Source organism: Microvirga terricola (genome assembly GCF_011777495.1).
Classification (GTDB): Bacteria; Pseudomonadota; Alphaproteobacteria; order Rhizobiales; family Beijerinckiaceae; genus Microvirga; species Microvirga terricola.
Window position 1 is genome coordinate 740,052 of record NZ_JAATJS010000003.1, and the last position, 20,806, is coordinate 760,857.

Here is a 20,806-nt window from a genome sequence, read left to right on the forward strand (position 1 = left end):
CTCCGACTCCCTTCGAAAACCCGTCGCTGAGCGGCTTAGCTTCAGGCACTGGGACATGTTCGCGCTTAGAATGCCGCGGCATGGACAGTGCCGTGACCGCGCACCATATAGCGCCCATCGTCGAAGGGGCGTGGTTCGGCAGTGATCGACCCGAGCTGAGCGAAAAGTGGCTCGCCGCACGTCAAAGACCCTCGACACCAAGCGCGCGAATGGAGCGTCGCCGGGCCGGTCCAGCTAACTCCGCCGTTTTCGCAACGGAGGACTGGTGATGCCTTTGAATGTCGCGCAGAAACTGATTCAATCGCACCTCGTATCTGGCGAGATGAAGCCGGGAGACGAGATCGGGCTTCGGATCGATCAAACGCTGACGCAGGACGCGACCGGCACAATGGTCATGCTCGAGCTGGAAGCGATGGATCTTGATCGCGTGAAGACCGAGGTCAGCGTGCAGTATGTCGACCACAACCTGATCCAGGCGGATTTCAAAAACCCCGACGACCACCTTTTTCTCCGCAGCGCCTGCCAACGGTTCGGCGTGTGGTTCTCCAGGCCGGGAAACGGCGTGAGCCATCCATGCCATCAGGAGAATTTCGGCAAGCCAGGCAAGACACTTCTCGGTTCTGACAGTCACACGCCAGCGGGCGGCGCCTTGGGCATGTTGGCGATTGGCGCTGGCGGTCTCGAAGTCGCCTTAGCCATGGCGGGGGAACCATTCTACACGCGCATGCCACAGATCTGGGGTGTCAAACTCACAGGCGAGCTGCCGGAATGGGTGAGCGCCAAGGATGTCATTCTCGAGATGCTTCGCCGTCACGGCGTCGCAGGCGGAGTGGGGCGCGTCGTCGAGTATTATGGGCCGGGCCTCGCTACGCTGAGCGCAATGGATCGCCATGTCATTGCCAATATGGGTGCCGAGCTTGGCGCGACGACCACGGTCTTTCCGTCCGATCAGGAGGTCCGCCGTTTCCTGCGCGCGTGGAAAAGAGAGGAAGACTGGGCGGAACTCGTCGCGGATTCAGGCGCAGATTACGACGTGCACGACGAAATTGATCTCTCAAGCCTTGAACCTTTAATCGCGATGCCGTCGAGCCCCGGCAATGTGCGGCCGGTTCGCGAAGTTGCGGGTGAACCTATCTATCAGGCCTATGTCGGCTCCTCCGCCAATCCCGGTTTTCGTGACTTTGCCGTTTCCGCGATGATGGTGCGCGGGCGGCGCGTGCATGACCGCGTGTCGTACGACGTCAATCCCACATCCCGCGCACAGCTGGAGACCTTGGCGCGCGACGGATATGTCGTAGACCTACTTCATGCCGGCGCGCGGTTGCATCAGGCAGGCTGCAACGGCTGCATCGGCATGGGGCAAGCGCCTGCAACGCACGAATTGTCCTTGAGAACGGTGCCCCGCAACTTCCCCGGTCGTTCCGGCACGAAGGAGGACAAGGTGTGCCTGGTGAGCCCGGAGACCGCGACCGCGTCCGCCCTGACCGGTGTGATCACGGACCCGCGGACGCTCGGCATTCCTTATCCGCGGGTGGAAGACCCTGATGATCCCATCGTCAACCGCGAAACATTCCTCGCACCGCTCGCACCTGAAGCGGCGAGGGAAGTAGCCCTGCACAAAGGCCCGAACATCGCCTCGCTGCCTCCTTTCGAGCCGCTACCGGATACAATTGAAGTGCCCGTTCTGCTCAAAGTGGCGGACAACGTTTCCACGGATGAGATCATGCCCGCTGGAACCCGCGTGCTGCCATTCAGAAGCAACATTCCCAAGATCGCCGAATTCTCGTTCGACGTTATCGATCCCACCTATGCCACGCGCGCTAAACAGGCGTCAGGCCACATAGTGATTGGCGGAAACAATTATGGCCAAGGATCAAGCCGCGAACACGCCGCGCTGGGTCCGAAATTCCTCGGTCTGCGCGCTGTCATTGCCAAAAGCTTCGCGCGGATTCATTCGCAGAACCTGATCAACTTCGGAATGCTGCCGCTCACCTTCGTCGATCCTGCGGATTATGACGCGATCCAGAAGGGAGATGTGCTGCGTCTGACCGATCTGCACAAAGCGCTCGCGGAGGGAAATGAACTCACCGTCGAGAACGTGACCCAAAAGCGGAGTTTCCGGGTGCGCCACGCCATGTCACCCCGACAGGTGGAGGTCGTGCTTCGCGGTGGATTGATCAATGCGTTGAAGGAGCGTCTCGGCCAGTCGGAGCGTCCTCTATCGCAGGCATCATGACACTCGCTGTCAGCCGCCGGAAGCGGAAGGATTAGGCTCGTTCTTGGTCGCTCGTTGCGGGATCTCGAAGCGGCTTTCCTCCGCTTTGTGGAAGTATTGGCTGGCGATCAGCATTCCTTTGAACGGCCGGATCGTCGGCACGCAGCTCAGCAGCAGGAACGGCAACGTCGTGATGAGATGCACCCACAGGCCCGGCTCGTAGGTGAGTTCGACCCACACGCCAAACGCGGTTGCCGGAATGGCCATCGTCATCATGACGAAGAAGGCCGGGCCGTCGGCCGGGTCAGCGAAGGAGAAGTCGAGACCACACACCTCGCAGCGCGGAGCGAGCGTGAGAAAGCCGTTGAACAGGCGACCTTGTCCGCATTTGGGGCAGCGGCACTTCAGGCCGTACTTGAGGATGGCATCCTTCGCAGTCAGGTTCGCGGTCATATCGGATCCTTCAGGTGTGTACGCCCGAGCGCTTAATGTATGGTTTGACGATCCATACAAATAGCTGTAAATTTTGTGCCGAGATCGGGCAAATGCGACGATTTTGTCGAGTTTGCTTCGATCTGTTCGCGTATCGTGTATGTCTGCTGTGAGGCATACATTTGCAAGACAAGAAGGTCAAGGAAACGTGTTGTCCTGGATGCCGCAGATCGAGAGCAAAAGCGGGCCCAAGTACCTGGCTATCGCTGAGGCGCTGTTGGCTGACGTGCAATCCGGGCGCCTCAAGCCGGGCCACCGTCTGCCGCCACAGCGCCAACTCGCGAAGGAACTCGGGGTAGACCTCACCACGGTCACCCGTGCCTTCAACGAGGCACGCCGGATGGGGTTGATCGAGGCCAACGCTGGGCGGGGAAGCTTCATCCGCGGGAGGTCTTCGGAGCGGGACGACGCGGCGCCTGCTGGCTCGCCGATCATCGACCTGAGTATGAACATGCCGCCGCAGCCGCCGGAGGCGAGGCTGCGGGAGCGCATTCAGGAGGGGGTCGCGAGCGTTCTCTCGGCGCCTCACGGTCTGATGCGTCTGCATTACCAGGAGAGCGTTGGAGCCGGGCCGGACCGCGTCGCGGCCGTGCGCTGGCTTGAGCCGCGCGTTGGTCCGGTTCCGGTCGACCGCGTTGTGGTGGCCTCCGGAGCCCAGGGGGCGCTCTACGCCATCGTGCGGGTCCTAGTCCAGCCGGACGAGGCCGTTTCCGTTCCGGCTCTGACCTATCCGGGCCTGCGCGCGATCGCTGAGCAGCTCAAGGTACGGCTTGTGCCGGTGGCGATGGACGGGGAGGGGCTTGATCCCGCAGCGCTCGATGAAGCATGCGGACGCGAGAGCCCGAAGGCAGTCTATTGCGTTCCCACCATCCACAATCCCACCAGTGCAACGATGTCGCTCAAGCGGCGCGAGGCAATCGCCGAGGTTGCCCGTCGGCGTGGGATAGCGATCATCGAGGACGACGCTTACGGGGCGCTGCCGCGGGAGGCTCCGAAGCCGATTGCGGCACTCGCGCCTGACGTGACCTGGCACATTGCCACCCTGTCGAAATGTGCGACGCCCGCGTTGCGGACGGCTTACGTCATCACGCCTGGGTTAGCCGACACCTTGCGCCTTGCGGCGGAGATCCGCGCCATGACTCTGATGGCGCCGCCCCTCATGGCGGCCCTGGGCTCGAAGTGGATTCTGGACGGCACGCTCGATGCCATCACGGCGGCGATCCGACGGGAGAGCGCCGCGCGGCAGGCCATCGCACTACGGGTCCTGCACGGGCTCGACGTCCAGGCGCATCCGGAGGGACATCATCTCTGGCTCACCCTGCCGGAACGCTGGCACCGGGCCGATCTCAATGTCTATGCGCGGCAGTCGGGCCTTGCTCTCGTGCCGAGCGAAGCTTTTGCGGTCGGGCCTGCCCCGAACGCCATCCGAGTCTCGCTCGGCGCGGCCCAAAACAAGGCGGTGCTGGAGCGGGGCTTAGGGGTGCTGGCGACGGTTCTGTCGCACGGCCCCAGCACCCTGTCGTCGATTGTGTGATTTCCTGAGGCGGAGGGCTACGGGTCCCGTCGCTGATCGATGACCGTGTACTCGACGTCGATCACCTCGTCCCGCGAGCGCTGTTGCGCCTGACGCATGCGGCGACGCAGGTAGAAATACGAGGCGATTCCGGCGACCAGCATCAGCGGGAGAACGATGAAGAACCCGACGAATGCCATGACGAGCAAGGCGGCGCCAGCGGCGACAACGACCGCCAATCTGATCGCGATGTCCAAAAGGCCGCCCGAGCGGGACGATGTGGTCGAGGTTCGGAACGAGATGAAGTCCATGGCGGGATCCCCGGTTCAAGAGAAAAGTCCGACATCGCGAGCGGCCGGCGCTCGCCAGAGGGGCCCGGACCCTAAGACAGAAGCGACATAGGAAGCGCGGGGTTCGGATGCAAGATCGGGCGTAGCTGCTGTGCGGCTCTGGCGCAGTGCCACGCTTTCCGCCTTCGCCTGAAGTCAGCGATGTCCGCCTATCGTCAGCCCTTCCTGCTCGACGCTGATCCAGCACTCCTGGGGGCCGCGTCTGTCGAAGAGGGTCCATGCAGGCAGCCCCTCATCCGTCATAAAGGATAGGACGTGCATTTCGTTGGACAGGCCGACTTCGATCTCAGGCAAGCGGCCGAAGGTTTTGACATGGCGAACCTCGCTGCCGAGCAACAAGGCGAAAACATCTGGCCAAAGCGCCTCATCGCTCCAGCTCCCGCAGCGAATTGAGGTGCGGTCCTCAATCCGCCAGCTCCACTCAATCATCAGGCTCATCTGTCCTGAAGGTTGCATGGAACCGTCCCGTTTGAGGCTTTGCTTCAACTCCCCGAATTCGAGGAAAATTGCCGAGCCGTATCCCCGCCAGACGTGACGGAGTGGAAGTCCGATCAAGGGTGATGCGAAGGCATCGAAGGTGTTTTTCTCCATGCCTATCTGTAACATGGAAAGACATGCTTCCTAGCAACAAGCGCTGGCCGTTCCCACGATGTCGAGGGGCAGGGCAGGTGAACAGCATGGTTCTGAGCCGCCTCCGGCATAGCCGTCATCGCACGCTGCCCTAGCTTACCCGGATCTCTTCCCCAGGGAGCAGAGGCATTGATGCGTATCCGGTTATCGCTGCTTGGCGCAGCTGTGTGTGCCTGCACCACAATGGCCAATCCGAGTTTCGCCCAATCACCGCAAGGGCTTGAGAAACTCTCGCATATCCTGGTTCTCTATTTGGAGAACCGCAGCTTCGACAACATGTTCGGCGAGTTCCCGGGAGCAAACGGCATCGCCGATGCGGGAGAGGGGGCCATCCAGCGCAAACGTGACGGCCAGCCGTTCTCCACGCTGCCTGTGGCTAAAAAGCCTTTCAATCTCCCGGAGAATCCATCCGAGCTGAGGGAAATTGAGGCCCTTGGCGACTTACCGAACGAGCCCTTCGCCATCGACGGCATCCGGCCTGGCGTGACGACATCCACGTATACGCGGGATCTCACCCACTCGTTTTACACCCATCGCAGCCAAATCCACGGCGGCCAGAACGACTTGTTCGCCCTGTACTCAGACGCAGGGGCGCTCACCATGGGCCACTACAGTGCGGCCGCGCTCAAGGACAGCCATCTCTGGCAACTCGCCGGACGCTACACCCTGCTCGACAATTTTTTTCAGGGAGCCTTCGGCGGCTCATTCTTGAACCACATCTGGCTCGTCTGCGCGTGTGCGCCGGTCTGGCCTAATCCCCGGAAGGAGTTGCGGTCGGAGGTCGATGAACACGGAAACGTCGTTCGGGAGCGCAAGGTGAGTGCAGCCAGTGACGGCGACTACGCGCTCAACACGACGCAATCCGAACTCTTCAACAACGGCAAGCAGGGCAAGGACCTCCTGCCTCCGCAAACGGCCCCGACCATTGGAGACAGGCTGAGCGAGAAAGAGATCGACTGGGCCTGGTATGCAGGCGGCTGGAATCTGGCGATCAGGGACAGGACCACGGAGGAGGACGAGCAGCTCACCGATCTCGTCTTCCAATGGCACCATCAGCCCTTCGCTTCTTTCGCCCGCTTCGATCCCACGAATGTGGCCGGCCGCCACGAGCGGGACAAACACCTGAAGGATGCGACGCAGCTTGAGGAGGACATCAAGGCAGGAACCTTGCCGCCGGTTGCTTTCTACAAGCCCATTGGCGTGCTGAACCAGCATCCGGACTATGCCAGCCTCGATGCCGCGGATGAGGAGGTCGCGCGCATTGTCAGGCTGCTGGAGGACAGCCCGATGAGGGACTCGTATGCGCTTATCATCACCTATGACGAGTATGGCGGCTTCTTCGATCATGTCGCGCCGCCAGAGATCGGCGCTGACGGCGAGAAAGCCGACTTCTTCGGCCCGGGCTCCCGTGTGCCGACGATCGTGGTCTCTCCCTTTGCCCGTAAAGGTGTGATCGACCACACGCCGTATGACACGACCTCCATTCTGAAGCTAATCGGGGAGCGCCATCACCTCGCACCGCTGCCGAGCCCTCGCTACGGCGCAGTGGAAAGTCTGGCCAAGGCCTTCGATTTCGACCGCTGAGATTGAAGTGTTCCCCGTATCATTTGGGGGCCGCGCAGTGGAGCCCGGAATGACGGGGGAGATGCTGCCATCCCTGCACTCCGTTGCCCGGCAGGAGGTGTCTTTCCCCTGATAGTCCGGGAGCTACATTCGGGGGCGACCGACAATCGCAGTTGTCCGGAATGGGCCTTGCCTCTTTTGCATGCGAGTTCGCACTGGAGAATGTCATGTCCGAGCAGATTCGGCCCTACGCGCCGCTTACATCGGAAAATGCCGCGCTCGTTCTCGTTGACCATCAGGTCGGCCTCATGACTGGCGTTCGCGACTATTCAACGGGAGAGCTGAAACACAATGTTGTGGCGCTAGCCAAAGCAGCCCGAGTCCTGCACTTGCCAATCATCGTGACCACCACGGCACGCGACAGCATGTGGGGTCCGACTTTTCCGGAACTGGTCGAGGCGCTGCCCGGCATTCCGATTATCGATCGCTCGTCGGTCAACGCCTTTGACGATCCCGAGGTCGCCCGGGCAATTGACGCCACTGGGCGCACGAAGCTGATTTTCGCGGGCATCTCCCTCGAAGTCTGCGCCGCCTTCCCCGCCATCACCGCCATTGGCAAGGGTCTCGACGCGTATGTGGCCGTCGACGCTTCCGGAACTTTCAGCGAGACCAAACGCCAGGCCGGGCTTCTGCGGATGCTGCAGGCGGGCGTGATCCTCTCCGACTACGCCACGCTGATGGTGGAAATCCTCAAGGACAATGCGCGGCCCGAGGCCACCGCTGTTTACGACGCCATGGACATGCCTTGGGCGAAGCTCGTTGGACAGGTCGCCCAGGCCTACTCCAAGTGAAGAATGCGCCGGCGCAGCCTAGCTCCCTGGAGCCCCCCGGAACATCGGGCCGAGGCATTGCAAGCCGTACCCGGCGCCGGAAGGAAACAAGCTATGTCCCACAGCATATCGACCTTGCTGATCCGCAATCTTGAAGATGTATTCGGTGAAAACGACCCCGCGCGTCGACGCGCAGTAGTCGACGAGATCTTCCACGAAGACGCCGTCTTTTACGACCCCAACAACGGGGCATACCGTGGCCGTGATGAGATCCACCGCATCGCGGGCGTGATCAAGGCTACTCACCCCGACTTTCGCTATCAGCCGATCGCCCCGCCCGAGGAGTTGGGCGATGCCGGGCGGGTCCGGTGGGTGTCGGGTAGCCCTGGTAAGGCGCCGGCTTACGCCGGGACCGATTTCATCATTGCCCGGGACGGCCGGATTGCCGCCCTTTATCTCTTTTTCGACAAGTTACCCTAACTGGCCGGGCAGCCACGCCATCTACGTCTCGAATCCCGATGCTGTCGCGAGGCTCATCGAAGCCGCCGCCTCCGAAGATAACTAGCATTTTGTGCTTCTCCTATCGCGCGCTGCGCGCGACCGCCTCAATGGGCAGTCTGGATTCTCGGAGCGCAGACCATTGTGGGTGAGCCCCATAATAGAGCGGGCCTGTGAAGGCGCCTGCCGAGCCAAGATCGTAGGTACCTTGAGGCTCGAGGAAAATGGCCTACCTAAAACCTATGCTCGACCGCGACAGCGCATGACGGACGGCGTCTGGTTGGCCCCGTCCTGTGCCGTTCTGTGGTGTCACGGCCAAGCTCCTGACCGTTTTGACCTCGAAGGGCGGGGCGACTGTGACGTTCGAGAGCGCTTAAGAGGTCATTGGTGCAGCGGAGGCGTTCATGCGAATGATCCTCGTTGTCCTGATGGTGTTCGGGGCCACCCTTGCTGCGCGTGCACAATCGACGCCTCCGACCGATGCGATTCCGGTCGGGACTGTCCGCGCCGAGCAAAAGCCGATCTCGCAGAACGTGGAATTCGTTGGCCGTGTCGAGGCCCCCGAGCGCGTCGAAGTCCGCGCGCGGGTAAAGGGATACCTTGAGGAGGTCCTCTTCAAGGAAGGCGACATGATCAAGGCGGGTGCCCCGCTCTACCGCATTGAGAGCGACACGTTCGAGGCGGATGTCAAACAGGCGGAAGGCGCCCTGCAACGCAGCAAAGCCGGCTACGACCTCGCGGTCATCCAGCTTCAGCGAGCCGAGGATCTGCTGGCCAAAGCTGCCGGAACGGTGGTCGCCCGGGACCAGGCGCGCGCTCTCGCCGATCAGTCCAAGGGAGCCGTCACGTCCGATGAGGCCAATCTCAGCAATGCCAAGATCAACCTCGGCTATACCGTCATCTCTGCCCCCATCACCGGACGCATCGGCCGGACGAACGTCACGATTGGCAATGTTGTCGGGCCCGACAGCGGTGTGCTGACGACGATCGTCAGCCAGGACCCGATGTACGTGACCTTCCCCGTCAGCCAGCGCGAGTTGATGAAGCATACCTCCTCCGAGAACGTAACGGACCCGCGCGAACTCACCGTCCGCATCCGCTTTTCAGATGGAACCACCTACGACCAGGTCGGACGCATCAACTTCGTCGACGTCTCGGTTGAGCGCACCACGGACACGGTCACCGTGCGGGCGGTCATTCCAAATCCGAAGGGCCAATTGACTGACGGACAGCTTGTCCGTGTCCTGATCGGCACCGACAAACCCGAGACCAAGATCGTCATCCCGCAGGCGTCCCTCATCGCCGATCAGAGCGGCGTTTATGTCTTCATCGTCGAGGAGGGCAAGGCCGTGATGAGGCGCGTCAAGATCGGAGGTGAGAGTGGGACGGGCGCCATCGTCGATGAAGGCCTGTCCGGCGGCGAGCAGGTGATCGTGGAGGGATTGCAGAGCGTGCGACCCGGTGCGCAGGTGAGGGCAACACCGGTGCCCAGCACCTTGAGCGGGACATAGCGCCATGCTCTCGGCCGTCTTCGTGGACCGACCGAGATTGGCAATCGTCATTGCCATCGTCACCACCATCGCCGGGCTTTTGTCTCTGTTTGTGATCCCGGTCTCCCAATATCCGGATATCGTTCCGCCGCAGGTCTCCGTCACCACGAACTATCCCGGCGCCTCGGCCGATGTGGTGGACGCGACCGTTGCCCAGCCCATCGAATCCCAGGTCGTCGGCGTCGATAAGCTCATCTATATGAAAAGCGTGAGCGGGAACGACGGAAGCTATACGCTGACGGCTTCCTTCGAACTCGGCACAAATCCGGACATCAACGCCGTCAACGTGAACAACCGGGTGCAGGTGGCGCTGTCGAAACTGCCGCAGGACGTGCAGCGCCAGGGCGTCACGGTCAAGAAAAAGTCCTCCGCCTTGCTCGGCGTCGTCGCCTTCTACTCGCCCAAGCAAACGCACGATCCGCTGTTCATTTCAAACTATGTGACGATCAACATTCTCGATCAGGTGAAGAGCACGCCGGGTGTCGGCGATGCCTCGCTCTGGGGACCGCAGGACTATGCCATGCGCGCCTGGGTGCGGGTGGATCGGCTGACAGGTCTCAATCTGACGACCGGCGACATCATCAGCGCCATTCAGGCCCAGAACGTGCAGGCCGCGGTCGGCCGCATCGGCGCTCGTCCTATCTCGGATGATCAGCGGCTGCAGCTCAACATTCAAACCAAGGGGCGCCTGAATTCCGTCGAGGATTTCGAAAAGATCGTCCTGCGCACCAACCCGGATGGGTCGGTTCTCCGCCTCGGTGATGTCGCACGCCTTGAATTGGGGGCCGCCAATCTCGACCGTGAAACCCGGTTCAACGGCGGACCCGCCGCCGTCGTGGCGATCTATCAGTCTCCCGGCGCCAATGCGCTGTCGACGTTGGACGCGGTCAAGAAGCAAATCGCCGATCTGGCCAAGACCTTTCCGGAGGATCTCGAGTGGAAGGTCACCTATGACCCCACGACCTTCGTAACCGACACGATCCATGAAGTTCAGAAGACGCTGGTCGAGGCCTTCATCCTCGTCGTCCTGGTGGTTTTCCTCTTCCTCGGGAGCTTCCGCGCGACGCTGATCCCGACTTTCGCGGTCCCCGTGAGCTTGATCGGCGCATTCATTGTCCTGAACGCCGTCGGCTATTCGGCCAACACGGTTTCGCTCCTCGCGGTCGTGCTCGCCATCGGCATCGTGGTCGACGACGCCATCGTCGTCGTGGAGAATGTCGAACGCGTGATGGAGGAGCACCCCGAGCTTTCGCCCGCCGACGCGACCAAGAAGGCGATGGAGGAGATCACCGCGCCGATCATCGCGATCACGCTGGTGCTGCTCTCGGTCTTTGTGCCCGTCGCGTTCATTCCGGGCATCTCGGGCGAACTGTTCCGTCAGTTCGCCGTGACGGTTGCCGTCGCCATGTTTCTCTCCGCGATCAACGCGCTGACATTGTCGCCGGCTTTGTGCGGTGTGCTTCTGCGCCCGCACCACGGGCCGCGTCGTGGGGTCATCGGCTACGTGATGCGTTTCATCGACCGCGTCCGCGACGCCTATGGCAATGTCGTAGCGCGGCTTGTCCGCGTGTCCATCATCGGACTGGTCATGGTCGGGGTGGCGGGCGCCGGCGTCTACGGCCTTTCGAAGATCACCCCCACGGGCTTCTTGCCTGAGGATGACCAGGGAGCCTTCTTCGTCGTGGTCCAATTGCCCGACGGCGCGTCCGTCGCAAGGACCGAGGACGTCATTCGGCGCGCGGAAGCCGTCTTGAAGGAGGAGGAGGCGGTCGCGGACTACACCTCGGTCATCGGATTGAATTTCATCGACAACTATTCGCAGGCCAATGCCGCGTTCATCGTCGTCACCATGAAACCGTTCGAGGAGCGCCACGACCGCTCCCTTGGCGCGAACGCCGTCATCGCGCGCCTCGGTGCCAAGCTTCGCCAGATTCAAGGCGGGACGGTCGTTCCGCTCGCGCCGCCTCCCATCATCGGGCTCGGCACAGGCGGCGGCTTCACATACGTCCTGAAGGATCTGCGCGGAGGGGACCCGAAAGCACTGGCTCAGGTCCTGCGCGGTTTGACGGTCGCGGCAAACCAGGACCCGCAACTGTCCCGCGTCTTCAGCACGTTTTCTGCCACGAGCCCGTCCATCTATCTCGATATCGACCGGAACAAGGTGCAGATTCTCGGCGTCCCGCTGAACAGCGTTTTTCAGGCGCTGCAAGCCGCGCTTGGCGGATACTACGTCAACGACATGAATCTCTTCGGGCGCACGTGGCAGGTTCAGGTGCAGGCCGAGGCGCTCGACCGCTCGAAGGTCGATGACATCTATCGCATCAACGTCCGGAACGACAAGGGCGAGATGGTGCCGTTGCGAAGCATTCTCGAGGTCCGGGTTATCGTCGGGCCGCCGGCGCTGATCCGCTACAACAACCGTCGGGCCGTGACGATTCAGGGAAGCCCGGCGCCGGGCGTCTCGTCCGGGCAGGCGCTCAACGCGATGGAAAGCGTCGCCGCCCGCGTTCTCCCGACAGGATTTGCCGGTGAATGGACCGACACGGCATTTCAGGAAAAGCGCGCCGAGGGCAAGACAGCTATCATCCTCGCCTTCGCGGTGCTCTTCGCCTTTCTCTTCCTCGTCGCGCTCTATGAGAGCTGGACCATTCCGGTGCCGGTTCTCCTGTCCGTCGCCATCGGTGTGCTCGGGTCGTTTGCCGCCATCGTCGTGGGCCGGCTGACATTGGATCTCTACGGGCAGATCGGGATGATTGTCCTGATCGGCCTCGCCGCGAAAAACGGCATCCTGATCGTCGAGTTCGCAAAAGAGCAGCGAGAGAGGGGTGTGCCCTTGCTGGAGGCTGCGACCGAAGGGTCGCGGCTGCGTTTCCGTCCCGTCATGATGACGTCGCTGGCCTTCATCCTGGGTCTTTATCCGCTCGTTGTGGCCACCGGCGCGTCGGAACTGGCGCGGCGCAATGTCGGCACGCCCGTGTTCGGCGGCATGATCCTCGCGTCTTTCGTCGGAATCTTTGCGATCCCGCCGCTTTACGTGATGTTCCAGGCGCTGCGTGAGAAGGTGAAGGGGATTGGTGGTCCCAAGGCCGGAAAACCTGCGGAAGCGCCGTCACCCGCGCACGGGGCGGCCGAGCAGCCTTTGAGTGAAAAGGCGATCGCGAGGGCGCCGGAACGGGAATAGCTAACGACAACGCCGGTAGAGGGTCCCCGTTGTGTCCTGTTCGTTGAAGTAGCGCGCGAGACCGCCGTTAGACGATGGTGACATGATCACCTTCACCTCGTTTCCCGAAACGGAATTCGCGCAGTGCATGTTGAAAATCTGACGGTTCCCGCTCGTCGGTTCTATTGAGAGGATGCTGCATGTGGCCTGGGGCGTCCTGAGGCGGTTCCCTGACACGATGAAGGCTGGCGCAAACATATCCAGAGGCTTCTTGAAAGAGGTGCTCTTTCCTCCGGAGGCATAGAAGGCGTCGCAGCTGAGGCTCTGTTCCAGCCAAGCTCCTTGATACGCGGAAAGGTTCAGTTTTGCGGCATGTGCGTCCGAAGCGAGGGACGACAGGGCGAGGCTGAATGCGGCGAGACCGATGGTGGAGCGAACGCTCATCGAGACCTCCTTTGACGTCGAGCGTCATCAGACCTGTAGAGAGCGATGTTCGACGCCCGGAACACCGAGGGCGAGTGGCCATGCTTTCAAGCGTCTAAGCGGTTAAGTTATCAGAAGTCACAAGGTTGAGCATCGGAAACTCGGGAGGATCGAGCCGTGTCTTCGGTCTGAATGGCGGAGGTGACTTTCCTTCCTCGGCCGGCGCGCCACATGCATGGGGGTGAGAAGCGGCGCAGGACAATGGTGCCGACCATGAGATGGGTTTCGTTCTCGGTTGCCCCTCGTTCCCGAGGCGCTGCATGACGCAGGCTGCCTGGATACGCTGGATGCCGGGGCTTGCGACGGCGAGTGAGTACAAGCTTACTTGGCTGCCTCACGACATCTTTGCAGGTCTTGTTCTGACAACGATGCTGGTGCCGGTCGGCATCGCCTATGCGGTGGCCTCCGGCGTACCCGGCATCTATGGTCTTTACGCGACGATTGTGCCGCTGCTCGCCTATGCGCTTTTCGGCCCCAGCCGCATCCTCGTCTTGGGCCCAGATTCATCACTTGCCGCCGTCATATTGGGCGTGGTGATGCCTCTATCAGCCGGAGACCCGAGCAGGGCGATAGCCGTTGCCAGCCTGATGGCCGTGGTCTCGGGGAGCGTGTGCATTCTCGCGGGCGTAGCGCGCCTCGGCTTCATGACGGAACTGCTGTCGAAACCCATTCGCTATGGCTACATGAACGGGATTGCGCTGACGGTTCTTATCAGTCAGCTGCCCAAACTCTTCGGCTTCTCAATCGAGAGTGACGGGCCTCTCAGGAATCTGTGGGCAATCGGTGCCGCCATCGTCGCCGGCAAGACGAACTGGATAGCGCTCGCCCTTGGTGCGGCGGCCCTCGCGGCGATCTTGCTTCTCAAGAGAGCGCCGCGCGTGCCGGGAATTCTGATCGCAGTGGTCGCCGCAACGCTGGTCGTCAGCGTGCTCGATCTCTCCGCGCGCGCCGGGGTTGCCGTGCTCGGCCCACTCCCTCAGGGCCTGCCGGCCTTTTCAATCCCCTGGGTCCCTTATACGGATCTCGTGCCCGTTCTCATCGGCGGCGCGGCCGTCGCGCTCGTGTCCTTCGCCGACACGAGCGTTCTTTCTCGTGTCTATGCCGCCAGAACGGGCGTTGCTGTCGATCCGAACCAGGAGATGATCGGGCTCGGCGCTGCCAATTTCGCGGCGGGCTTCTTTCAGGGTTTCCCGATCAGCAGCAGTTCTTCCCGCACGCCCGTGGCCGAGGCATCCGGCGCGCGCACACAGCTGACCGGAGTTGTCGGTGCAGCGGCCGTGGCAATCCTGCTGATCGCAGCTCCCAACCTTCTTCAGAATCTGCCGTCAACCGCGCTCGCGGCCGTGGTCATTGCATCTGCCATAGGCCTCATCGAGATCGAAGGCCTTGTTCGCATCTATCGTATGCAGCCCTGGGAGTTCTGGCTGTCGATCGTGTGCTTCGTCGGTGTCGCCGCTCTGGGCGCGATCCCGGGCATCGGGCTTGCGGTCGGGATCGCCGTTCTCGAATTCCTGTGGGATGGCTGGCGGCCGCATTCCGCTGTGCTGGGCCATGCCGAGGACGTCATGGGTTTTCACGACATCAAGCGTTATCCTCACGCCCGACAAATTCCCGGCCTTGTCCTGTTCCGGTGGGATGCGCCCCTGTTTTTCGCCAATGCCGAGTTCTTCCGCGAGCGCGTACTGGAAGCTGCTGCGCAGTCGCCGACGCCGGTCCGCTGGCTCGTCGTTGCAGCGGAACCGGTCACCAGCGTCGATGTCACCGCAGCCGACACTCTTGGCGAGTTGAATGGTGCCTTGCACACGGCCGGAATCGATTTGCTGTTCGCGGAACTCAAGGATCCCGTGAAGGATAAATTGCGGAGGTTCGGTCTGCTCTCCGAACTTGGCGAGAACTCCTTCTTCCCAACCATCGATGCCGCCGTGAGAACGTATCTCGAAACATATTCGGTCGAGTGGCCGGGCCCCGAGGAGCGCCGCTCATGAACTGGCTCCTCATCTTCATCCCGGTAACGATTGCGCTCGAATGGCTCGCCCCCTCCAAGCACCTGCTCGTTTTCATCGCCTCTTCCCTTGCCATCCTTCCGCTCGCAGCGTGGATGGGGCGGGCGACCGAGCATCTCGCGGAACGAATGGGCGAGGGGGTCGGCGGCCTGCTCAACGCGACGTTTGGGAATGCGGCAGAACTTATTATCGCTATCGCGGCTTTGCGCGCCGGGCTTCATGATGTCGTCAAAGCATCTATTGCAGGGTCGATCGTCGGCAACATTCTGCTGGTGCTGGGAGCTTCGATGCTCGCGGGTGGCCTGCGGCGACCGGAGCAGCATTTCAATGCCGTGGCGGCGCGCTCGCAAGCCACGATGCTGACGCTGGCAGCGATCGGCCTGATCCTTCCCGCCGTGTATAACGTGGCCATTGGACACCAAGATTCCGGGAGTCTGGGCGGGCTCAGCATCACCATCTCGGTGGTGCTTCTGGTGGTGTACTGCTTGTTCTTGGTGTTTTCCCTCGTGACGCATTCGGCCCTTTTCACCGGGACACGCGATGCCGAAAAGAAAGGGGAGGCCCACACGCCGCCTTGGAGCGCCGGCCGCGCGGCTCTTGTGCTCGCCGCCGCGACGGTGACGATCGCGTGGATGAGCGAGATCCTGGTCGGTGCAATCGATCCGGTCGCGAAAGATTCGGGTCTCAGCAAAGCCTTCGTCGGCTTGTTCGTTGTCGCAATCCTCGGAAACGCAGCCGAGCACGCGACGTCGATCACGGCTGCGCTCAAGAACCGGATGGATCTCTCGCTCTCAATCGCCATCGGCTCGAGCGTGCAGGTTGCATTGTTTGTAGCTCCCATTCTCGTGCTCGTCAGCCTCGTCATCGGACCGACACCGATGGATCTCACCTTTCCGGCCGGGATGGTGCTTATCGTCCTGTTGTCGGTGTTGATTACGGCACAGGTGGCGGGGGATGGTCGGTCGGATTGGCTAAAAGGCGTTCAGCTTCTCGCTGTCTATCTGATCCTCGGCGTGACCTATTTCTTCTTGCCGGATCCCAGCGTCCCATCGAGTCCGTAGGGGCCCCCCAATATCGCGGTCGCGGCGTTATTCAGGATGGGGAGCACGTCGCTGGAGAAAGACAATGACAACTTTCCGTCACGAGCTCGGTCCGTCCTCGCTCGCCGGGCGACGGTGTAAGCTCGGAATAGCGATTTTCATTCTTGCATTCGTCCTGTGGCTGCTCGTTCCGCTGGCTGCTGCGCTCCAGGCGCCGCCCGCTCGCATTGCAGCGATGTCCGGAGCTATTTTCGTTGCCAACAAGGTCATGCTGGTCATCTGTGTGGCCGTGATGGGGAAGGAGGGCTTCCTCCAACTCAAGGCCATCCTCTCGAGGGCGCTGTTCCCGACGGAGGTGGGGCCCACGCGATATACAATCGGGCTGGTGATGTTCTGCCTGCCGCTCGTGTCGGCGATGTTGGAACCTTATGTGGAGCAGTTCTGGCCTGACGCGGGATCCGATCTATGGCTCAAGGCGGTTGGCGATCTCATGCTAATCGCGAGTTTCTTCGTGCTCGGCGGTGAGTTCTGGAACAAGGTTCACGCTCTCTTCGTCCGGACAGCCAAGGTTGTCGACACCGGGAGAATGGACGCCTCGGGGACGGCTTCGGGCATTGTCAATTAAACGACGCCGCGTGGGAGCGATCATAGGCCTGGACATGATCGCTGGTGGCTACCCTATGCGGACATCGTCATCCGGGGCACGTGATCAGGCACGACGAGCTTCGCTTCGGTTGCGGAAAGGACTTGCTCGACACTTACGCCATCCGCGATCTCGACGAGAGTGGCGCAGCCCTCAGGGAAAGCGATCACCGCAAGCTCCGTTACGACGAGATCAACCGGGCGGACGGAGGTGAGAGGCAGCGTACAAGTCTCGACGATCTTGGACTTGCCCTTGGCGGTGTGTTGCATCGCGACGATGACGCGCTTGGCTCCGGTGACCAGATCCATGGCTCCCCCCATACCGGGCACCATCTTGCCCGGGATCATCCAGTTCGCAAGCAACCCCGCTTGATCGACCTGAAGGCCCCCAAGGACGGTCAGATCAAGATGGCCACCACGGATGAGGGCAAAGGACATTGCGCTGTCGAAGGTCGACGCGCCTGGCAGGGCTGTAACGGGGCGCCCGCCAGCGTCTGTCAACCACGGAACAGCCATGCCTTGTTCGGGGATCGGGCCCGTACCGATGAGGCCGTTCTCCGATTGGAAGTAAACGTTAATCCCACTCGGAACGAAGTTCGCCACTAATGTCGGGATGCCAATGCCGAGATTGACCAGCATGCCATTTTGAAGTTCACGGGCGATGCGTTTGGCAATCAAAGCCTGAGGGTCCATGCGGTCACCCCTTTCGTGAAGATCAATTTTTGACGACCAGAAAGTCGACGATTGGAGCTGGGGTTACGACGTGATCAGGCGCGATGACGCCGACCGGAACGATGTTCTCGGCGTGCACAATGACCGTATCCGCCGCCATGGCAATCAGCGGATTGAAGTTACGCGCCGTAAGCGCGTATGCGAGATTGCCGAGATAGTCGGAGAGAAAGGCGTTCACGAGCGCGAAGTCCGCACGCAGCGCAGTCTCCAGCAAATACTCCCGATCATTCAGCGAGATCTTTTCTTTACCTTCTTCAACGACGGTGCCCACTCCCGTTGGGGTTAGAATGCCGCCCAGACCGCACCCACCCGCGCGAATGCGCTCCACCAGTGTTCCTTGCGGAACCAGATCGACCTCAAGGGTGCCCGCAAGCATTTGCTGTTGGGTTTCGGGATTCAAGCCGATGTGGCTTACAATGACTTTGTGAAGGAGCTTAGCTTCGACGAGCTTTCCGATGCCGATGCCCGGCGCGGCTGTGTCATTGGCAATGACGGTAAGGTTGCCCTTTCGCTGGCGGATCAGTTCATCGATCAACGGCTCCGGCGTGCCGACGCCTAGGAACCCGCCGATCATCAGGCTTGCTCCGTCGGGAATCATAGCGACCGCGTTCAAAAGTGAAATTGTCTGCATCTCAGTTCACGTCAATGATCAGCCCATGCGTCGCAGACCTCAGGCCATGATGCTAAGACCTCCGTCCATAGAGGCGGTCATCCCCGTCAGTCGCCGCGCATAGGGCGTGGTCAGGTAGGCTGTCGTGGGCCCGACGTCGTCAATATCGACCGGTTAGCTGCGCGCGTCTTTAGGGGCCCCGGAGACACCGCATGAACAGTGATATGCTTAGCGCCAAGCTCGTAGGTCGCCCGACGGATATAAACATCGGTCCAGCAGCGATCGTTCCGCAACAATACCAGCGGGCAGACTCAGACACGCCCGCACTGGGTTTCTGTCGTCCAGTCCTGTGGAACGCTACTCGGACCGTCCTTTTAGGGAGATGTTTCCACTTTTGAGAGGGAGCAATTGAGCTCCATTCATGGCGATTGCCGGAATCTGGCGGGAAGGGCAGGGAGGCGGCATCGCTGCCGCGCTGCTCCGCCACGGCTGGCAGGTTCGCGGACTGGCTCGCAATGTCGCCACAGCCCGCAATGCTGGCCCGGCGCAGATCGAGTGGATCGAAGGCGACACCATGCAAGGCGTTGACGTTGTCCGGGTTGCCAAGGGCGCGGCGATTATCGTGCATGCGGTGAACCCGCCCGGCTGCCGCGACGGATCAGCCAAACGTGAACGCAAAAGCCTCCACGCCCGGAGTGAGAAACTCAATCTCGAATTGGCGATCGGCGATCGGTTTCGATTGTCGGATCAACTGGTACAGACGCTGCTCGGTCGCTGTACCGTCGCCTTGTTCGTCAATGTCAGTTCCGCGAGCCGCGCCTGGCGCCTTTCCATCGATCAGCACGCGAAATCTCACGGACGGCCCTGACGCTGCCGGACCCATGACAAGATGAAGATCGCGAGCGTGAAAACGGTACGCCATGGTTCCGTTGGCCTTATTCAGCGCGGCCCTGTCGCTCTTCACCGTCCAATCGCCAGATAGCGCCCATTCATTCAAGCGCAACCCTACGGGCAGATCATACATGCGAGGCTTATCCAAGAGCGCCCCACCGGGCGATGCAAAGCTCTCGGTGCGATCATACCCGACATAATTTTCCGGGGACTTCAGATTGCTCCAATCCGCGGCCGCTTCAATTCCTTGGGCCTCGACCGACACGGGTTCACGGTTGATCCCGCGCATTCCCGCCTCGGCCAGCAATGCTTGAATAATCATCTCCGACTGCTCGTATGAGCCCTCGCCAAAATGATGATGTCGAACCCGCCCCTGCGCATCAATGAAATAAAGCGCCGGCCAATATTGGTTCTCAAAGGCTCGCCATATGACATGCTCATTATCCACAGCGACCGGATAATCGATCCGCATCTCTTTCACAGATCGGCGGACATTATTGATGTTCTTCTCAAATGCGAACTCCGGTGCGTGGACGCCGATCACCGCTAATCCTTGATCCTTGTATTTCTCTGCCCAGGCGCGGACATGGGGCAGTGTGCGCAGCCAGTTGATGCAGGTGTAGGTCCAGAAATCAACGAGGACGACTTTTCCACGCAACGCCGACGCCGTTAGGGGCGGTGAATTGAGCCACTCGTCCGCGCGCTCAAGAGACGCGATCTCGGATTGACCGGAAATTTGGCCAATGGGCAATCCGTGCAGGAACGGCACCCGTAGCCCCAAGGATGTTGTCGGCGCGTTCATATCACCCGCAAAACCAACATTCGGCGCAGCGATAGCGGTAGCAAATGCCGCAGCGGGCACGCCCACGGGAAGAACATTCAACGCACCTGCGGCGGCAGCCGAGGCGACCAGGAGGTCGCGCCGGTTCGGGACTGATGATGGCGCCGACATTGAATTGATCGTCTCCAAAACCACAAGGTTGATCGATGAGGGCAATGAGGCCCAATGCTATTGGATACTGCCAAGACGAAGAGGTATCGAGGCGAATTCATGCGAGCTTCTTCCGGCCCAGTGGCACCGCAAGTCGGCCTGATCGATACTTTCGATCATTGTGCTGTCTGTCCGAAGAATAAAGATGGCTGATTGTTGTTCCAAAGACCGCCACTAATGTCGTGGTCGCTCCGGCGATGACGCTCCTTGGTTGAGCCGCTCAGCTCAGCGCAATGGAATGAAGGTCGCGTCGGATTCTAACCATAAGTTCGTTGACGACGTGATCAGTTCGCACGGCAAATCATGTCTCGCCGCTGCCATTCGCATCCGTATCGGAAACCTTGCCTGGTCCAGCCAGTTGTAATGCTCGGAGCTTTCAAAAAGAGGAGGTCGCAATGGACTGGAACCGAGTTCAAGGAAACTGGAAACAGGCGCGGGGAAAAATCAAGGAGCAGTGGGGAAAGCTCACTGACGATGATCTCGATGTCATCAATGGCCAGCGTGACCAATTGGAAGGGAAGATTCAGGAGCGTTACGGCTTGGCAATGGACCGTGTCCGCCACGATGTTGACGCTTGGTTTCGTCAACAAAAATGGTGACGAGAACAGCTCTC

Annotated in this window: 18 protein-coding genes and 1 pseudogene; 11 read left to right on the forward strand and 8 right to left on the reverse strand. The window is 61.0% G+C overall.

The features are described from left to right. Window positions 1-268 precede the first annotated feature (268 nt). Window positions 269-2,236, forward strand: a complete 1,968-nt coding sequence (locus tag HB375_RS11910) for an aconitate hydratase (protein WP_167673190.1) — start codon at window positions 269-271, stop codon at window positions 2,234-2,236. A 9-nt stretch (window positions 2,237-2,245) separates the two neighbouring features. On the opposite strand, the gene HB375_RS11915 is transcribed toward HB375_RS11910, so the two are convergent. Then, window positions 2,246-2,668: a DUF983 domain-containing protein gene (locus tag HB375_RS11915; RefSeq protein ID WP_167673191.1), complete on the reverse strand. Its 423-nt coding sequence runs from the start codon at window positions 2,666-2,668 to the stop codon at window positions 2,246-2,248. Between the two features lie 199 nt (window positions 2,669-2,867). On the opposite strand from HB375_RS11915, the gene HB375_RS11920 reads away from it, so the two are divergent. Then, the gene (locus tag HB375_RS11920; RefSeq protein WP_167673281.1) at window positions 2,868-4,241 is read left to right on the forward strand and encodes an aminotransferase-like domain-containing protein; all 1,374 of its coding nucleotides are present in this window, start codon (window positions 2,868-2,870) and stop codon (window positions 4,239-4,241) included. Window positions 4,242-4,258: 17 nt separating this feature from the next. Here HB375_RS11920 and HB375_RS11925 read toward each other — a convergent pair whose 3' ends face one another. Next, window positions 4,259-4,531: a hypothetical protein gene (locus tag HB375_RS11925; RefSeq protein ID WP_167673192.1), complete on the reverse strand. Its 273-nt coding sequence runs from the start codon at window positions 4,529-4,531 to the stop codon at window positions 4,259-4,261. A gap of 174 nt (window positions 4,532-4,705) precedes the next feature. Next, a complete protein-coding gene (locus HB375_RS11930) occupies window positions 4,706-5,161 on the reverse strand; it encodes a hypothetical protein (protein ID WP_205800148.1) in 456 nt (151 codons plus the stop codon). A gap of 171 nt (window positions 5,162-5,332) precedes the next feature. On the opposite strand from HB375_RS11930, the gene HB375_RS11935 reads away from it, so the two are divergent. The 5 genes from HB375_RS11935 to HB375_RS11955 all read left to right on the forward strand — a co-directional run bounded on the left by HB375_RS11935 (window position 5,333) and on the right by HB375_RS11955 (window position 12,822). Then, entirely contained in the window at window positions 5,333-6,784 is a 1,452-nt protein-coding gene (locus HB375_RS11935; RefSeq protein ID WP_167673194.1) for an alkaline phosphatase family protein, read from the forward strand. Window positions 6,785-6,990: 206 nt separating this feature from the next. Further along, window positions 6,991-7,614, forward strand: coding sequence for an isochorismatase family protein (locus HB375_RS11940; protein ID WP_167673195.1), 624 nt, complete (start codon window positions 6,991-6,993; stop codon window positions 7,612-7,614). A gap of 93 nt (window positions 7,615-7,707) precedes the next feature. After that, window positions 7,708-8,073 (forward strand): nuclear transport factor 2 family protein, encoded by a 366-nt coding sequence (locus HB375_RS11945; protein ID WP_167673196.1) that lies wholly within the window; start codon window positions 7,708-7,710, stop codon window positions 8,071-8,073. 422 nt (window positions 8,074-8,495) lie between these two features. Further along, window positions 8,496-9,602: an efflux RND transporter periplasmic adaptor subunit gene (locus HB375_RS11950; RefSeq protein ID WP_167673197.1), complete on the forward strand. Its 1,107-nt coding sequence runs from the start codon at window positions 8,496-8,498 to the stop codon at window positions 9,600-9,602. A gap of 4 nt (window positions 9,603-9,606) precedes the next feature. Next, window positions 9,607-12,822, forward strand: a complete 3,216-nt coding sequence (locus tag HB375_RS11955; protein ID WP_167673198.1) for an efflux RND transporter permease subunit — start codon at window positions 9,607-9,609, stop codon at window positions 12,820-12,822. On the opposite strand, the gene HB375_RS11960 is transcribed toward HB375_RS11955, so the two are convergent. After that, window positions 12,823-13,245, reverse strand: coding sequence for a hypothetical protein (locus HB375_RS11960; RefSeq protein ID WP_167673199.1), 423 nt, complete (start codon window positions 13,243-13,245; stop codon window positions 12,823-12,825). 299 nt (window positions 13,246-13,544) lie between these two features. Between HB375_RS11960 and HB375_RS11965 the strand changes: the two genes are divergently transcribed. The 3 genes from HB375_RS11965 to HB375_RS11975 all read left to right on the forward strand — a co-directional run bounded on the left by HB375_RS11965 (window position 13,545) and on the right by HB375_RS11975 (window position 16,952). Beyond that, a complete protein-coding gene (locus tag HB375_RS11965; RefSeq protein WP_205800149.1) occupies window positions 13,545-15,269 on the forward strand; it encodes a SulP family inorganic anion transporter in 1,725 nt (574 codons plus the stop codon). Beyond that, a complete protein-coding gene (gene cax, locus HB375_RS11970; RefSeq protein WP_167673201.1) occupies window positions 15,266-16,348 on the forward strand; it encodes a calcium/proton exchanger in 1,083 nt (360 codons plus the stop codon). Before HB375_RS11965 ends, cax begins: the two co-directional genes overlap by 4 nt. Window positions 16,349-16,412: 64 nt before the next feature. Next, the gene (locus HB375_RS11975) at window positions 16,413-16,952 is read left to right on the forward strand and encodes a transporter suffix domain-containing protein (RefSeq protein WP_167673202.1); all 540 of its coding nucleotides are present in this window, start codon (window positions 16,413-16,415) and stop codon (window positions 16,950-16,952) included. 53 nt (window positions 16,953-17,005) lie between these two features. Here HB375_RS11975 and HB375_RS11980 read toward each other — a convergent pair whose 3' ends face one another. The 4 genes and pseudogenes from HB375_RS11980 to HB375_RS11995 form a co-directional block, all read right to left on the reverse strand. Beyond that, on the reverse strand, window positions 17,006-17,662 hold the full coding sequence (locus HB375_RS11980) for a 3-oxoacid CoA-transferase subunit B (RefSeq protein WP_167673203.1): 657 nt from the start codon (window positions 17,660-17,662) through the stop codon (window positions 17,006-17,008). A gap of 22 nt (window positions 17,663-17,684) precedes the next feature. Beyond that, window positions 17,685-18,332, reverse strand: a complete 648-nt coding sequence (locus HB375_RS11985) for a CoA transferase subunit A (RefSeq protein ID WP_167673204.1) — start codon at window positions 18,330-18,332, stop codon at window positions 17,685-17,687. 39 nt (window positions 18,333-18,371) lie between these two features. After that, window positions 18,372-18,571: pseudogene (locus HB375_RS18240) on the reverse strand (enoyl-ACP reductase FabI); the annotation flags it as partial. Window positions 18,572-18,969: 398 nt separating this feature from the next. After that, window positions 18,970-20,199 (reverse strand): thioredoxin family protein, encoded by a 1,230-nt coding sequence (locus tag HB375_RS11995; protein ID WP_343232402.1) that lies wholly within the window; start codon window positions 20,197-20,199, stop codon window positions 18,970-18,972. 389 nt (window positions 20,200-20,588) lie between these two features. Between HB375_RS11995 and HB375_RS12000 the strand changes: the two genes are divergently transcribed. Continuing rightward, window positions 20,589-20,792, forward strand: coding sequence for a CsbD family protein (locus HB375_RS12000; RefSeq protein WP_167673205.1), 204 nt, complete (start codon window positions 20,589-20,591; stop codon window positions 20,790-20,792). Window positions 20,793-20,806 lie beyond the last annotated feature (14 nt).